The sequence below is a fragment of the Aquamicrobium soli genome (assembly GCF_042646345.1).
GTDB lineage: Bacteria > Pseudomonadota > Alphaproteobacteria > Rhizobiales > Rhizobiaceae > Mesorhizobium > Mesorhizobium soli_A.
On record NZ_JBHRTK010000024.1, the window covers coordinates 18,941 to 34,057 of the forward strand.

15 protein-coding genes are annotated in these 15,117 nt (G+C 63.4%); 4 read left to right on the top strand and 11 right to left on the bottom strand.

Translation table 11 applies throughout. The features are described from left to right. Positions 1–140 precede the first annotated feature (140 nt). From hupB to ACFOHJ_RS20015, 10 genes are all read right to left on the bottom strand, one after another. Entirely contained in the window at positions 141–413 is a 273-nt protein-coding gene (hupB, locus tag ACFOHJ_RS19970; protein WP_378223879.1) for a DNA-binding protein HupB, read from the bottom strand. A gap of 198 nt (positions 414–611) precedes the next feature. Continuing rightward, entirely contained in the window at positions 612–3,026 is a 2,415-nt protein-coding gene (lon, locus tag ACFOHJ_RS19975; protein WP_378223881.1) for an endopeptidase La, read from the bottom strand. A gap of 267 nt (positions 3,027–3,293) precedes the next feature. Beyond that, positions 3,294–4,568 (bottom strand): ATP-dependent Clp protease ATP-binding subunit ClpX, encoded by a 1,275-nt coding sequence (clpX, locus tag ACFOHJ_RS19980; RefSeq protein ID WP_378223883.1) that lies wholly within the window; start codon positions 4,566–4,568, stop codon positions 3,294–3,296. 288 nt (positions 4,569–4,856) lie between these two features. After that, entirely contained in the window at positions 4,857–5,492 is a 636-nt protein-coding gene (locus tag ACFOHJ_RS19985; RefSeq protein WP_378223886.1) for an ATP-dependent Clp protease proteolytic subunit, read from the bottom strand. 154 nt (positions 5,493–5,646) lie between these two features. After that, on the bottom strand, positions 5,647–6,747 hold the full coding sequence (locus ACFOHJ_RS19990; RefSeq protein WP_378223888.1) for an NAD(P)/FAD-dependent oxidoreductase: 1,101 nt from the start codon (positions 6,745–6,747) through the stop codon (positions 5,647–5,649). 28 nt (positions 6,748–6,775) lie between these two features. Then, positions 6,776–7,126 (bottom strand): cupin domain-containing protein, encoded by a 351-nt coding sequence (locus ACFOHJ_RS19995; protein ID WP_378223890.1) that lies wholly within the window; start codon positions 7,124–7,126, stop codon positions 6,776–6,778. Between the two features lie 37 nt (positions 7,127–7,163). After that, on the bottom strand, positions 7,164–8,447 hold the full coding sequence (locus ACFOHJ_RS20000) for an O-acetylhomoserine aminocarboxypropyltransferase (RefSeq protein WP_378223893.1): 1,284 nt from the start codon (positions 8,445–8,447) through the stop codon (positions 7,164–7,166). A 248-nt stretch (positions 8,448–8,695) separates the two neighbouring features. Further along, entirely contained in the window at positions 8,696–9,217 is a 522-nt protein-coding gene (locus ACFOHJ_RS20005) for a CoA-binding protein (protein ID WP_378223895.1), read from the bottom strand. Then, on the bottom strand, positions 9,214–9,633 hold the full coding sequence (locus tag ACFOHJ_RS20010; protein ID WP_378224017.1) for a VOC family protein: 420 nt from the start codon (positions 9,631–9,633) through the stop codon (positions 9,214–9,216). Before ACFOHJ_RS20010 ends, ACFOHJ_RS20005 begins: the two co-directional genes overlap by 4 nt. After that, on the bottom strand, positions 9,633–10,454 hold the full coding sequence (locus ACFOHJ_RS20015) for an enoyl-CoA hydratase (protein ID WP_378223898.1): 822 nt from the start codon (positions 10,452–10,454) through the stop codon (positions 9,633–9,635). The genes ACFOHJ_RS20010 and ACFOHJ_RS20015 overlap by 1 nt, the downstream gene beginning before the upstream one ends. Before the next feature lie 194 nt (positions 10,455–10,648). On the opposite strand from ACFOHJ_RS20015, the gene ACFOHJ_RS20020 reads away from it, so the two are divergent. The 3 genes from ACFOHJ_RS20020 to rpsI all read left to right on the top strand — a co-directional run bounded on the left by ACFOHJ_RS20020 (position 10,649) and on the right by rpsI (position 12,268). After that, the gene (locus tag ACFOHJ_RS20020) at positions 10,649–11,107 is read left to right on the top strand and encodes a PaaI family thioesterase (protein WP_378223901.1); all 459 of its coding nucleotides are present in this window, start codon (positions 10,649–10,651) and stop codon (positions 11,105–11,107) included. Between the two features lie 218 nt (positions 11,108–11,325). Continuing rightward, positions 11,326–11,790 carry a 50S ribosomal protein L13 gene (gene rplM / locus ACFOHJ_RS20025; RefSeq protein ID WP_378223904.1) on the top strand — a complete coding sequence of 155 codons (465 nt, stop codon included), beginning with the start codon at positions 11,326–11,328 and terminating at the stop codon, positions 11,788–11,790. 1 nt (position 11,791) lies between these two features. After that, the gene (rpsI, locus tag ACFOHJ_RS20030) at positions 11,792–12,268 is read left to right on the top strand and encodes a 30S ribosomal protein S9 (RefSeq protein ID WP_378223907.1); all 477 of its coding nucleotides are present in this window, start codon (positions 11,792–11,794) and stop codon (positions 12,266–12,268) included. A 158-nt stretch (positions 12,269–12,426) separates the two neighbouring features. Here rpsI and ACFOHJ_RS20035 read toward each other — a convergent pair whose 3' ends face one another. Beyond that, complete coding sequence (locus tag ACFOHJ_RS20035) at positions 12,427–13,053, bottom strand: invasion associated locus B family protein (protein WP_378223909.1); 627 nt, start codon at positions 13,051–13,053, stop codon at positions 12,427–12,429. A 234-nt stretch (positions 13,054–13,287) separates the two neighbouring features. On the opposite strand from ACFOHJ_RS20035, the gene ACFOHJ_RS20040 reads away from it, so the two are divergent. Continuing rightward, the gene (locus tag ACFOHJ_RS20040; protein ID WP_378223912.1) at positions 13,288–15,108 is read left to right on the top strand and encodes an extracellular solute-binding protein; all 1,821 of its coding nucleotides are present in this window, start codon (positions 13,288–13,290) and stop codon (positions 15,106–15,108) included. Positions 15,109–15,117: the final 9 nt, after the last annotated feature.

Sequence of the window (15,117 nt, forward strand, 5' to 3'; positions counted from 1 at the left end):
CGACGGGAAACATGTTGTCCAACTGCTTTCCCATACGTCTCCCCCGCATCGAGAGCCCGGTCGTCGCGGTCCGGCGCCGACGCAAAAGAAAAGCCGGGACAAGGCCCGGCTCTCTTTATTCGCTATAGGACAGGCGGATCTTAGTTGACCGCGTCCTTGAGGCCCTTGCCGGCCGAGAACTTCGGCACGGTGCGCGCCGGAATCTGCACTTCCGCACCGGTCTGCGGATTACGCCCCGTCGAGGCCGCGCGCTTGGAAACGCTGAAATTGCCGAAGCCGACGAGCCGGACGTCGCCACCCTTCTTGAGTTCGCCCGTGATCGTGGAAAACACCGCGTCGACGGCGGACTGTGCATCGCCTTTCGAAATACCCGCGGCGTCGGCGACAGCAGATACCAGTTCGTTCTTGTTCATAAAAATTTCCCTTCCTTGAGAAAACCGGGACAAGCGACTCGACCGGCAGGAAACGGACTCTAGAAAGAAGCGTTCCCGCAACCAACCCGCCATAGCCGGAAAAACGGCCGGCGTCCCTTATTTTCAAGGCTTTTTCACATGAAAAAGCCGGGCGCAAGGCCCGGCTTCCGTATTAGTCGCCCGAGTTCGGCAAAAAGCTCAGTGAGAGAGCGATTTGCCGGCCTCGTCCGCGGTGTCGACCACGGCGGCGGGAGCATCCACCGGCTCGACCCATTCGATCGGCTCCGGCATCCTGACCAGGGCATTGCGAAGCACGTCGCCTACCCTCGCCACGGGGATGATCTCCATTCCGTTCTTCACGTTGTCCGGAATCTCGGCCAGATCCTTGACGTTGTCTTCCGGGATCAGCACCTTCTTGATGCCGCCGCGAAGGGCCGCGAGCAGCTTCTCCTTCAGGCCGCCGATCGGCAGCACCCTGCCCCGCAGCGTAATCTCGCCGGTCATCGCCACGTCGGCCTTTACCGGAATGCCGGTCAGCACCGAAACGATCGCGGTGGCCATGGCGACGCCCGCCGACGGGCCGTCCTTCGGGGTCGCACCCTCGGGAACGTGGACGTGGATGTCGCGCTTGTCGAACAAGGGCGGCTCGATGCCGAAATCGACGGCGCGCGAGCGGACATAGGAGGCCGCCGCCGAAATCGATTCCTTCATCACGTCCTTCAGGTTGCCGGTGACGGTCATGCGGCCCTTGCCGGGCATCATGACGCCCTCGATCGTCAGCAACTCGCCGCCGACCTCGGTCCACGCCAAACCCGTGACCACACCGACCTGGTCGTCCGTCTCGGCCATGCCGAAGCGGAAGCGCTCGACGCCGAGATAGTCGGCGAGGTTGTCGCTGGTGATCTTAACCGACTTCTTCTTCGTCTTCAGGATCTCGGTCACCGCCTTGCGCCCGAGCTTCATCAGCTCGCGCTCGAGGCTGCGCACGCCGGCCTCGCGGGTATAGGTCTGGATGATGGCGCGGATGGCGTCGTCACCGACCGAAAACTCCTTCGGCTGCAAGGCGTGGTCGCGTACCACCTTCGGCAGCAAATGCCGCTTGGCGATCTCGATCTTCTCATCCTCGGTGTAGCCGGCGATACGGATGATCTCCATGCGGTCCATCAGGGGCGCAGGGATGTTCAGCGTATTGGCCGTCGTCACGAACATGACGGAGGACAGATCGTACTCGACCTCGAGGTAGTGATCCATGAAGGTCGCGTTCTGCTCCGGATCGAGCACCTCCAGCAGCGCCGACGAAGGATCGCCCCGGAAGTCCTGGCCCATCTTGTCGATCTCGTCGAGCAGGAAGAGCGGGTTGGACTTCTTGGCCTTCTTCATCGACTGGATGACCTTGCCGGGCATCGAGCCGATATAGGTGCGCCGGTGACCGCGAATCTCGGCCTCGTCACGCACGCCGCCGAGCGCCATGCGCACGAACTCGCGCCCCGTGGCCTTGGCGATCGACTTGCCGAGCGAGGTCTTGCCGACGCCGGGCGGGCCGACGAGGCACAGGATCGGGCCTTTCAGCTTCTTCTGGCGGCTCTGCACGGCGAGGTATTCGACGATGCGGTCCTTGACCTTGTCGAGGCCGTAGTGATCGGCGTCGAGCACCTCCTGGGCAAAGTTCAGGTCCTGCTTGACCTTGGAGTTCTTGCCCCACGGAATCGTCAGCAGCCAGTCGAGGTAGTTGCGCACGACGGTGGATTCCGCCGACATCGGCGACATCGACCGCAGCTTCTTCAGTTCGGCATCCGCCTTCTCGCGGGCCTCCTTGGAAAGCTTGGTCTTCTTGATGCGCTCTTCGATCTCGGCAGCCTCGTCGCGCCCGTCCTCGCCCTCGCCGAGCTCCTTCTGGATCGCCTTCATCTGCTCGTTGAGGTAGTATTCGCGCTGCGTCTTCTCCATCTGGCGCTTGACGCGCGAGCGGATGCGCTTCTCCACCTGCAGGACGGAGATTTCGGCTTCCATGAAGCCCATAGCCTTCTCCAGCCGCTCCTTGACGGAGAGCGTGGAGAGCATTTCCTGCTTCTCGGGAATCTTGATGGCGAGATGCGAGGCGACCGTATCGGCGAGCTTGGAATAGTCGTCGATCTGGCTGGCCGCGCCGACCACCTCGGGCGAAATCTTCTTGTTGAGCTTGACGTAGTTCTCGAAGTCGGAGACCACCGAACGCGCCAGCGCCTCGACCTCGACGTGCTCTTCCTGCGGCTCCTCGAGCACGGAAGCACGCGCCTCGTGGAAGTCGATGCGATCGGTGAACGCTTCGACCCTGGCGCGCGCGGCGCCCTCGACCAGCACCTTGACGGTGCCGTCCGGCAGCTTCAGCAATTGCAGGACGTTGGCGAGCGTGCCGACGTCATAGATGGCATCGGGCTCGGGATCGTCGTCGGCGGCATTCATCTGGGTTGCAAGCAGGATCTGCTTTTCCTGCCCCATCACCTCTTCCAGCGCCTTGATGGATTTTTCCCGCCCGACGAACAGCGGCACGATCATGTGGGGAAACACCACGATGTCGCGCAGGGGCAGGACCGCGAAAACGCCGCTACCGGGAGCCTTGGATGATTTGGCCATTATCCAACCTTTCTGTCGCGACCGCCAATCGGCCAGCCGCGAATCTCATATTAACGACCGGGGATCGTTCCGCCTACCACCGTTATACCGGGAGTTTGTCAGCACAGAATGCAAGCCCTTGGCCTTCCACCGTTAGTTGGATGCGCGGGCACTAAAGATCAAGGGGCGGGCATGCAACAGGCCCGTTTGCCGTCTTACGGACAGGCCCCGCACACCAAAACGGCGCCTTGCGGCGCCGCCCGGTTCGAGGGTGAAGGCGCCAGCGCATCAGGCGCTGACGTTGCCCTTCTTTTCCTTGTTGTCGGAGTAGATGTAGAGCGGGCGGGCGCTGCCCGTCACCACTTCCTCCGAGATCACGACTTCGCGAACGCCTTCCAGCGCCGGCAGTTCGAACATCGTGTCGAGCAGGATCGCCTCCATGATCGAGCGCAGGCCGCGCGCGCCGGTCTTGCGCTCGATGGCGCGACGGGCAATGGCGGCAAGCGCGTTCTCGTGGAAGGTGAGGTCGACGTTCTCCATCTCGAACAGGCGCTGGTACTGCTTGACCAGCGCGTTCTTCGGCTCGGTCAGGATCTGGATCAGCGCTTCCTCGTTGAGGTCCTCCAGCGTCGCCAGCACCGGCAGGCGGCCGACGAATTCGGGGATGAGGCCGAACTTCAGCAGATCCTCCGGCTCGACCAGGCGGAACAGGTCGCCGGTACGGCGGTCCTCCGGCGAGGCCACGGTCGCGCCGAAGCCGATCGAGGTCTTGCGGCCGCGATCCGAGATGATCTTGTCCAGCCCGGCGAAGGCGCCGCCGCAGATGAACAGGATGTTGGCGGTGTCGACCTGCAGGAATTCCTGCTGCGGGTGCTTCCTGCCGCCCTGCGGCGGCACGGAGGCGACCGTGCCTTCCATGATCTTCAGAAGCGCCTGCTGCACGCCCTCGCCCGACACGTCGCGGGTGATCGAGGGGTTGTCGGACTTGCGCGAAATCTTGTCGATCTCGTCGATGTAGACGATGCCGCGCTGGGCGCGCTCGACATTGTAGTCGGCCGACTGGAGCAGCTTCAGGATGATGTTTTCCACGTCCTCGCCGACATAGCCGGCCTCGGTCAGCGTGGTGGCGTCGGCCATCGTGAAGGGCACGTCGATGATGCGGGCCAGCGTCTGCGCCAGCAGCGTCTTGCCGCAGCCGGTCGGGCCAATCAGCAGGATGTTCGACTTCGCCAGTTCGACGTCGTTGTTCTTGCCGGCATGCGCGAGGCGCTTGTAGTGGTTGTGGACAGCCACCGACAGCACCCGCTTGGCATAGGGCTGGCCGATCACGTAGTCGTCGAGAACCTTCAGGATTTCCTGAGGCGTGGGCACGCCTTCGCGCGACTTCACCATCGAGGTCTTGTTCTCCTCGCGGATGATGTCCATGCACAGCTCGACGCACTCGTCGCAGATGAAGACGGTCGGCCCGGCAATCAGCTTGCGCACTTCGTGCTGGCTCTTGCCGCAGAACGAGCAATAGAGGGTGTTCTTGGAATCACCGCCGCCGTTCGAGACCTTGCTCATTTCCCAGTCCTTTCATGGCGCCCGCCGGGAGTCCGGCTGAAAGGGCGTGTACTCAATCTATCGCGGGATTACGCCGCAGCCAGTCTCGGGCCCAAACAACGTATTCCGTACGACAAACAAATCGAAAAACGTGGCTTTTGATTCGCGGCGACCTCCGCTCAAAAGCTAAGCCGCCGAAACTCAATAGAGCCTTAACGTAGGCAACCATAGGGCCTGTGGAAACAGGCAAATGTGGCGTAATTGCCGCATTACACGGCAAAAGCACACAATTGCACTGTCCAGCTGCCATCAGCCTTCCTTGCCGACGCCCTCGATCTCTTCACGCGAGGTCAGCACCTTGTCGATGAGGCCCAGTTCCAGCGCCTGCTCGGTGGTCAGGAAGTTGTCGCGCTCCATCGCGTTGTGGATGGTTTCGTAGTCCTGGCCGGTGTGCCTGACATAGATCTCGTTCAGGCGGCGCTTCAGGCGCTCGGTGAACTGGGCGTGGATCATGATGTCGGTCGCCTGGCCCTGGTAGCCGCCCGACGGCTGGTGGATCATGATCTGGGCGTTGGGAGTGCAGAAGCGCATGTCCTTGGCGCCCGCCGTCAGCAGCAGCGAGCCGGCCGACATCGCCTGACCGACGCACAGCGTCGACACCGGCGGCTTGATGAACTGCATGGTGTCGTACATCGCCAGCCCCGACGTCACCACGCCGCCCGGCGAGTTGATGTAGAGGTTGATTTCCTTCTTCGGATTTTCCGCTTCCAGGAAAAGAAGCTGCGCGCACACCAGCGAGGCCATGCCGTCCTCGATCGGGCCGGTGATGAAGATGATGCGCTCCTTCAACAGGCGCGAAAAGATGTCGTATGCGCGTTCGCCACGGTTGGTCTGCTCGACCACCATCGGGACGAGGTTCATGTAGGTTTCGATCGGATCTTTCATGGACTGTCCCTTGAATCTGAATTCCGCTCCGGGCTGACTCCCAGCCGGATCGTCTTACCCTAGATAGGATGCCGCCCAATGCTTGCGCAAGACTGGTGCGGCCACCCCCGCGGTTAAGGTTAGCCGACGCGGGCCGACCTGGCTGATATCGCCGTCAGATTTCCGCTCCCAGCCAGCGTTTCAACCCGGCGATGTCGCCGTCGCCGACCGCCTGCGCCACACGCCGCCCGACCGCCGCGCCGAACTTGTAGCCGTGGCCCGAACAGGCGGAAATGACAAGGCAGCGGCCCTTGTCGTAGGCGAAGAACTTTTCGTCCGCCGTGAAGGTGTAGGCGCAGGTCACCACCTCGGTGACCCTGTATTCCCCGATGCGGGCAATCGGCGGCGAAAACAGGTTGCGGATCGCCTCGCCCTCCCCCTCGACCGGCTCGCGGTTCCAGTCGGCGTCGCTGGTCGGCACCTTGTGCAGGCCGGAACCGAACTTCATGCCGGTGCCGCGCGTCGGCGGGATCATGTAGCCATCGGTCTTGCCGCCGACATCGAGGATGACGGGCGCCTCGTCCCAGGCCGCCTTGAGGTCGGCCGGCGGCTCCACATAGGCGAGCGCCGTGCGGTAGGTCTTGAGGTCGCCGGCAAGCTCCGGGAACAGTTTCAGCACCCAGGCGCCGGCGGTCACCACGACGTGCTCGCCCTGCATGGTCTCACCGCTCTCCAGCGTGATGCGGCCGGCCTCCGCATCGATTTCCGTTACCTTGCTGTTCTCGTAGACGTTGGCGCCGTTCGCCTTCAGCCATTCGGCCAGCCCGGTGGCGATCCTGCGGCAGTGCAGCGCACCACCTTCCGGCGAGAAGAAGGCGTAGCGGAAGCTGCCGGCCTCGAGGAACGGCCAGCGCCGGACCGCCTCGTCCGGCTCGACCATCTCGAACGGGAAGCCGCCCGCGGCAAGCCCGTCGCGATACTGCTCGGCCTCGTCTCCTTCCTCACGCGAGACGCAGATGAAGCCGCGCGGGTCGAGATGGTTCTCACCGAGATCAGCCCACAATTCGTCCCAGGCCTCGTAGGCCTGCGTGATCAGCCGGCCGTAGCCGGCCGCGTTTCCGTAGGCGCGGCGGATGATGCGGTGGTGGTCGCCCGAAGCGGCCAACCGGTAGGGGATCGTCCCCTGCTCGACCAGTGAAACCCGATGCCCGGCCTTCACCAGCGACCAGGCCGTCGCCAATCCGTCGATGCCGGCACCCACCACGATCACGTTCATCGGTCCACTCCTGAAAGCTTATCTGCCGTCAAAGCCTGACGACATATTCCTTGCGAGTCGTTTCAAGCACTTCCCAGCTTCCCTTGAAGCCTGGCCTGAGGACAAAGCTGTCGCCGGCGCGCACCGTCCGCGCCTCGCCGCCGTCCTCGGCAATGACGGAGACACCGGACAGAATGTGGCAGAATTCCCATTCGTCGTATTCGATGCGCCATTTGCCCGGCGTCGATTCCCAGACACCGGCATAAAGGCCGCCGTCGCGTTCCTCGATATTCCAGGTCCGGAATCCTGGGCTGCCAGCAAGAATGCGTTCGGCCGGCGGGCCCCCTTCCTCGGGAGCCGCGCCGGCCGTATCGATGACGAGAAATGTCTGGTCTGGCATGAGGAGGCTCCGTTGAAGCCCCTTCATGCCATGGGCGTCAGGCCTTCGCCAGAGCCTGCTCCAGATCGGCGATGATATCGGCCACATCCTCGATGCCGACCGAAAGGCGCACCACTTCCGGACCGGCGCCCGCCGCCGTCTTCTGCTCGTCGGAAAGCTGGCGGTGCGTGGTCGAGGCCGGGTGGATGACCAGCGACTTGGTATCGCCGATATTGGCCAGGTGCGAGAACATCTCCAGCCCCTCGACGAACTTCACGCCGGAATCGTAGCCGCCCTTGAGGCCGAAGGTGAACACCGCGCCCGCGCCCTTCGGCGAATATTTCTGCTGCAGTGCATGGTTCTTGTCATCCTTGAGGCCGGGATAGGAAACCCAGGACACCTTCGGATGCTTCGACAGCCATTCGGCGACCGCCAGCGCGTTGTCGCAATGGCGCTGCATCCTGAGCGGCAGGGTCTCGAGGCCGGTGGCGATCAGGAAGGCGTTGAACGGCGAGATGGCCGGGCCAAGGTCGCGCAGGCCGAGCACGCGCGCGGCGATCGCGAAGGCGAAGTTGCCGAACGTCTCGTGCAGCACCATGCCGCCATATTCGGGGCGCGGCGAGGACAGCATCGGGTACTTGCCGGACTTCGACCAGTCGAAGGTGCCGCCGTCGACGATGATGCCGCCGATGGAGTTGCCGTGACCGCCGATGAACTTGGTCGTCGCGTGCACGATGATGTCGGCGCCATGCTCGAACGGCCGCACCAGGTAGGGCGAGGCCAGCGTGTTGTCGACGATCAGCGGCAGGCCGTGCTTGCGGGCGATGGCGGCGATCGCCGCGACGTCCACGAACTCGCCGCCCGGATTGGCCAGGCTCTCGATGTGGATCGCCTTGGTGCGGTTGTCGATGTTCTTCTCGAAGGACGAGGGATTGTTGATGTCCGCCCAGCGGACCTCCCAGCCGAAATTCTTGAAGGCATGGCCGAACTGGTTGATGGTGCCGCCATAGAGCTTGCTCGCCGCGATGAAATTGTCGCCGGCTTCGAGCAGCGTGTGGAAGACCAGCAGGTGCGCGGACTGGCCGGACGCGGTGGCGAGGGCAGCCGTGCCGCCTTCAAGCGCTGCGATGCGCTCTTCCAGCACCGCCTGCGTCGGGTTCATGATGCGGGTATAGATGTTGCCGAAGGCCTTGAGGCCGAACAGGGCGGCGGCATGGTCGGCATTCTCGAACACGAAGGACGTGGTCTGGTAGATCGGCACGGCGCGCGCGCCGGTGGCCGGGTCCGGCTTGGCGCCGGCATGCACGGCGAGCGTATCGAAACCGGGCGTGCGTTGAGACATGGAAAACCCCTCCAGGAATTTGCGTGAAACCGGGCCGCATCTTTGACGGAGCGGACGCGCGATTGCAAAGGGGAAAATGCCTCACCTCTCGCGCGATAAGAACAAACGCACTGCGAAGAGGCCAATTATTGGAAAAGAAATCCAATCTTTGGGCATATAGGCCACCAAGCCCACATGAGGCGAGATTGGCGTCATTCCGGGGCCGCGTAGCGGAACCCGGAATGACGGCCTGCGTATGAACGCGTTCACTAGCGTTCGCGGATGCCGAAGCTCTGGAACCCGCTGCGCAGGATCGGCTTTTTGGAGGAGACGACGCCGGAATTGACGCCGTTCCAGCCGATCTCGCCGGAAAGGCGGCCATATTCGATCTTGGGGCAGCGGTTCATCACCACCTTGACGCCCGCGGCCTCGGCTTTCGCCGCCGCCTCGTCGTTGCGCACCGTCAACTGCATCCAGATGACCTTGGGCAGCGGGCGAAGCGCCAGCGCCTCGTCAACGACCGGCGGCACCGCCGCGGAGGCGCGAAAAATGTCGACCATGTCGATCGGCTCGGGGATATCCGAGAGCTTCGCGTAGGTCATGCGGCCGAGGATTTCCTTGCCGGCATGGCCGGGATTGACCGGAAACACCGAATAGCCCTTGGCGAGCAGGTATTTGAGCACGAAGAAGCTCGGCCGCACCTCGTTGGCGGAGGCGCCGACCATGGCGACCGTGCGCACCTCGCGCAGGATGCCGGCGATATAATCGTTGTCGTAAGCGTCGTGATTCATGCGGGCAAGGCTATATTGCCTTCGGCGTCGATGGGGAAGTCCGGGTTATGCGCCACCTCCCAGACATTGCCCTCCGTATCGGCGAAATAACCGTACCAGCCGCCCCAGAAGGCGCGACCGGCCGGCTTGACGATGCGCCCGCCGGCTTTCTCGGCCTGAGCCAGCACCTCGCCCACTTCCGCCTCGGAGCGGGTGTTATAGGCGAGATAGACGCGTGACGGCGCGGTGCCGAAGGCAATGCCGGCATCCTCCTCGGCGCTGACGCGCGGAAACAGCGCCAGTATCGCCCCGCCCATCTGGAAGAAGGCGACGCCGTCCTGGATGCGGTGGCGAGCAAGCCCCATCGCCTCATAAAAGCGGGCGGAGCGGTCGAGATCCTCGACCGCCACGGTGACGATGGAGATGCGAGGCTCCATCATTCCCCCTTCCATTCCGGCGAACGCTTGCCGATGAAAGCGCCGATGCCTTCCTCGGCGTCGCGCGCAAGCATGTTTTCCACCATCACGCGGCCCGTATAGGCATAGGCGTCCGCCAGTCCCATCTCGATCTGGTCGTAGAAGGCTTCCTTGCCGATCTTCAGCGTCAAAGGCGATTTGGAAGCAATGACTTCGGCGTATTTCGTCACGGTCTGATTCAGGTATTCGGGCGGCACCACGCGGTTGACGATACCGAATTCGCGCGCGGTCGCGGCATCGATCGTCTCGCCGGTCAGAAGCATCTCCATCGCCTGCTTGCGCGAGGCATTGCGCGACAGCGCCACCATCGGCGTCGAGCAGAACAGGCCGATATGGACGCCGGGCGTGCAGAAGGTGGAGGCGTTGGAGCAGATCGCGAGGTCGCAGCTTGCGACCAGTTGCAGGCCGGCTGCGGTCGCCAGTCCGTTCACCTCGGCGATCACCGGCTTGGGATTGCGCACGATCGCCTGCATCAGCGTGGCGCAGGCGGTGAAGGTCTTCTCGAAGAATGCCCTGCCCCGGTCGGCATCGGCGCGATGCGCCGTCAGTTCCTTGAGGTCGTGGCCGGCGCAAAACACCTTTCCGGCCGCCGAAAGAACGATGACGCGTACCGCCTTGTCGCTTGCGGCCCGCTCGAACTCCTCGGTCAGCGCCTCCATGACGGCGATCGACAGGGCGTTGGCCGGCGGATTGGCAAGCGTCAGCCGCAGGATGCCCTTGTCGAGCACCGCCAGCACCGGGCCTTCCGCCGGGGTTGATTTAAGGGCGACGATCTCAGCCATGGTTTTCTCCCGCGTTCAGGCCGTTTCCGGTAAGGCAAGTCCAGGAACTTACTCCCCGACGATGCTCAGTCCAAGGGGGCTTAGTCCAAGGGGGACTTGGTCCAAGTGCGGTGATCCGCAGCGGCCAGACCGGGGCAAGGTTGCCAGCCCGAGGCCGATCCCGCCATAAAGGACCTGAAGAACGAGGAACCCGCATGCCCGCGCAAGATACGCTCCAGCCCGTACTCGATGCCGCCGAGGTCAACGAACTGATGAACACCGCCTACCCGCAGCTCAACGGCGGCGAGCCTCTCTACGTCACCACGGAGGTTTTTCCGGGCGGCTGCACGGTCCGCCTCAACGCCGACGAGCGGCATCTTCGGCCCGGCAACACGGTGTCGGGCCCGTCGCTGTTCACGCTGGCCGACATCGGCGGCTATGCCTGCGTGCTCTCGCATGCCGGGCCGGACGCGCTTTCGGTCACCGTCAACCTCAACATCAATTTCATGCGCAAGGCAGAAGCCGGGCCTGTCGACTGCCACTGCCGCATCCTGAAGCTCGGCAGGAGCCTGATGGTGTTCGACGCCGACCTCGTCGCCGGCCCCGACCGGCACACCGTCGCCCACGCCACCGGCACCTATTCGATCCCGCCGAAGCCGCGAAACAAGGGGTAAAATAATACCACATAGCTAACATGCTGTTTTCAAACAGGTTTGCTTCATAGCTTCCCGATTGCGTATGATTGACGCGCCGGCCGCCCTCCCCTATAAGCAGCCTCGAACAGCGGCCCGCAGTGGCCGCCGTTTTAGCATTGGCGCTCAAGGCACCAATCCAAGCAACAAGAAACGCCTTCGCGACCCTTGGGAAGCAAGGTCCAACCGGAAGAAGAACCATGACAACCTTTTCGCAGAAGCCTGCGGACGTGGTGAAGAAGTGGGTGCTGATCGACGCCGAGGGTCTCGTCGTCGGCCGTCTCGCCACCATCGTCGCCAACCGCCTGCGCGGCAAGCACAAGCCGACCTTTACCCCCCATGTCGACGACGGCGACAACGTCATCATCGTCAATGCCGACAAGGTGGTGTTCACCGGCAAGAAATTCACCGACAAGGTCTATTACTGGCACACCGGCCATCCGGGCGGCATCAAGGAGCGCACCGCGCGCCAGCTGCTCGAGGGCCGTTTCCCCGAGCGCGTCGTCGAGAAGGCGGTTGAGCGCATGATCCCGCGCGGCCCCCTCGGCCGCCGCCAGATGAAGAACCTCCGCGTCTATGCAGGCTCGGAACATCCGCATGTCGCCCAGCAGCCCGAAGTCCTCGACGTGGCCAAGCTGAACGCCAAGAACAAGAAGGTTTCCTGATATGGCTGAGCTTTCCTCGCTCGCAGAACTGGGCACCGCCGTCGCCGCCGAGCAGCCGGCCGCTCCCGTGCATGTCCAGAAGCTCGACAAGTCGGGCCGCGCCTATGCCACCGGCAAGCGCAAGAACGCCATCGCCCGCGTCTGGGTGAAGCCGGGCAGCGGCAAGATCATCGTCAACGACAAGGAATTCGCGGCCTATTTCGCGCGTCCGGTGTTGCAGATGATCCTCAACCAGCCGATCGTCGCGGTTAACCGCGCCGGCCAGTACGACATCGTCGCCACCGTCGCCGGCGGCGGCCTCTCCGGCCAGGCGGGCGCCGTGCGCCACGGCATCTCCAAGGCGCTGACCTACTATGAGCCGGCGCTGCGCGCGGTGCTCAAGAAGGGCGGCTTCCTGACCCGCGACAGCCGCGTGGTCGAGCGCAAGAAGTACGGCAAGGCCAAGGCCCGCCGCAGCTTCCAGTTCTCGAAGCGCTGATATCGGCCCGGCGCTCGCGCCGGGTTCCATTCAAAAAAAAGCCGCGCTGGCGACAGCGCGGCTTTTTTCATGGGGCTTTCAGCCTTTTGGCTGGCTCAGGACATGAAAAAGGCCCCACGTGGGGCCTTTTTCAATTCATCGGATGTGGCCGGAGTCGATCAGTGGCCGGCCTTGGCCTTGTCCTGCTCTTCCTTCAGCTTCTTGGCAAAGTCCTCGTTGTTCTTGGCAACGAAGTCCTGAAGCTTCTTCTGGCGATCCTCGAGGTCGGACTGCTTCAGCGGCGGGCCGTCATAGGCACCGCTGAAGCCGGTCAGCGCGACCTTGATCGGGTTCGGCTGGTTCTGGAAATTGACCGAGGTCAGCGTCAGGTTGGAGCCCTTCTTGAAGGAAGCGACGAGCGCGTCCGTCAGCGGCACCTCGGCCACGCAGCGGTCGGGGAAGCAGATCACATAGTCGAGCTTCTGCGTCTTGCCGCCGTCGACCTGCAGGCCGATGCCGGGCGGAACGAGGCGGCCGGTCGGCACCGTGACCTGGAACACCTTGCGGTTCACCTTGCCCTTCAGCTCGATCAGGCTGATGCCGGTGATGAGCTGGCCGGTATTGGCGGTGGTGATGTTCTGGACGTTGCAGATATCGACGTCTTCCTGCTTGGTGCAGGCCTTGAACCAGCCCTCGGGAATCTGCTGTTGCTGCGCGGCGGAAGCGTAAAGCCCCGCGCCCAGAAAGCCGACCACGCCCGCGGCCATGATCGAAAGGCGGTAAGCGTTGGTTTTCGGGCTCGTCATATGGTGCATTTCCTCTCGAATGTTCCCGGCGACGCCATCTTCGCGCCGCTTAGCCCCGCTACCTGTTGCCGAAATGAGGCAACAGCATGTCTCTGGCCGGCGTGTTACACGTCTTGCCGGCACGAATCCAGTCCGCCACCAGCGATTCTTGCCGGCGTGCCTACCGAATCGATTGCCTTGGCATGGTATCGTGCCGGGCGAATCAAACCACGCGAAAAGGTCAGGGACCTGTTCATGCGCCGTACCATCGCCTGGCTGGCCACCGCGATCCTTTGCCTTGCGTTCCTGCCGCAGCCGGCGGCGGCGGAGCCGAAGCACGGCATCGCCATGCAGGGCGAGCCGGCGCTGCCGCCCGACTTCCGCAATTTCGACTATGTGAACCCCGACGCGCCGAAAGGCGGCGCCGTCACCTATTGCGTGGTCGGCACCTTCGACAACCTTAACCCGTTCATCATCAAGAGCCTGCGCACCACCGCGCGCGGCATGATGGACACCATCTATGGCAACCTCGTCTTCGAGCCGCTGATGCAGCGCAACGCCGACGAGGCGTTTTCGCTCTACGGGCTTCTGGCGGATACCGCCGACATGAGCGACGACCGCAAGACCATCGAGTTCCATCTCGACCCCAGGGCGAAATGGTCGGACGGCCAGCCGGTGACGCCGGAGGACGTGCTGTTCACCTACGAGGTGTTTACGGAAAAAGGCCGGCCTCCCTATTCCGACCGCATGAAGAAGATCGCCAGGCTGGAAAAGACCGGCGAGCACTCCGTGCGCTTCACCTTCAACGACGAGGCCGACCGCGAATTCCCGCTCATCATCGCGCTGACGCCGATCGTCCCGAAACATGCCTTCGACAAGGAAACCTTCGACCGGACGACGCTGAAGCCGGTGATCGGCAGCGGCCCCTATACGGTGGCGAAGGTGGACCCCGGCCAGCGCATCGTGTTCAAGCGCAACCCCGATTACTGGGCCAAGGACGTTCCCTCCAAGCGCGGCTTCGACAATTACGACCAGATCACCATCGAGTATTTTTTGAACGCCAACGCGATGTTCGAGGCGTTCAAGAAGGGAATCTGCTCGACCTATACCGAGACCGATCCGGTCAAGCGCGACCGCGGCATGGATTTCCCCGCCTACCACGAAGGAAAGGTGATCGCGGAAACCTTCCAGAGCGGCATTCCGCCGGTGGTGACAGGTTTCCTGTTCAACACGCGGCTGGAGAAATTCAAAAACCCGGTGGTGCGGCGCGCGCTCGGCATGCTCTATGATTTCGAATGGGCCAACCGCAACATGTTCGGCGGCCGCTTCACCCGCACCGTGAGCTTCTGGCAGGGTTCCGAGCTTTCCGCTCTCGGCCACCCGGCAACAACTGAGGAAAAGGCGCTGCTCGCCCCCTGGCCCGGCCGCGTGCCGCAGGACGTGATGGACGGCACCTGGCGGCCGCCGGTGACGGACGGCTCCGGGCAGGACCGCAAGGCGCTGAAGGCGGCGTTCGATCTTCTGACGGGCGCGGGCTACGTGCTGAAGGACGGTGCCATGCACGATCCGCAGGGCCGGCCCCTCGGCTTCGAGATCCTGACCTCGTCGCAGGACGAGGTGCGGCTCGCCTCGCTCTACCAGCGCACGCTGGCCAAGATCGGCATTGCGGTCTCCATCCGCACGCTCGACGGCGATGAAATCCAGTCGCGCAAGACACGTTTCGACTTCGACGTGCTGGTCGGCTCCACCGGCTTCAACAATTCGCTGTCGCCCGGCATCGAGCAGATCGGCCGCTGGGGCTCCTCCTCGGCCAATGTCGAGGGCTCATTCAACCTCGCCGGCGTCGCCGACCCGGCCGTCGACGCGGCGATCGAGGCCATGCTCAACGCCCGCACCAAGGAAGACTATGTGGCGGCCGTGCGCGTGCTCGACCGGCTGCTGATCTCCGGCCACTACATGGTGCCGATGCAGCACAACAACGAGCAATGGATCGCCTACTGGAACACCTTCCAGCACCCGCAAAGGACATCGCTGTTCGGCTACCAGTTGCCGACATGGTGGAAGAAGCCGCAATAAGCGCGGAAC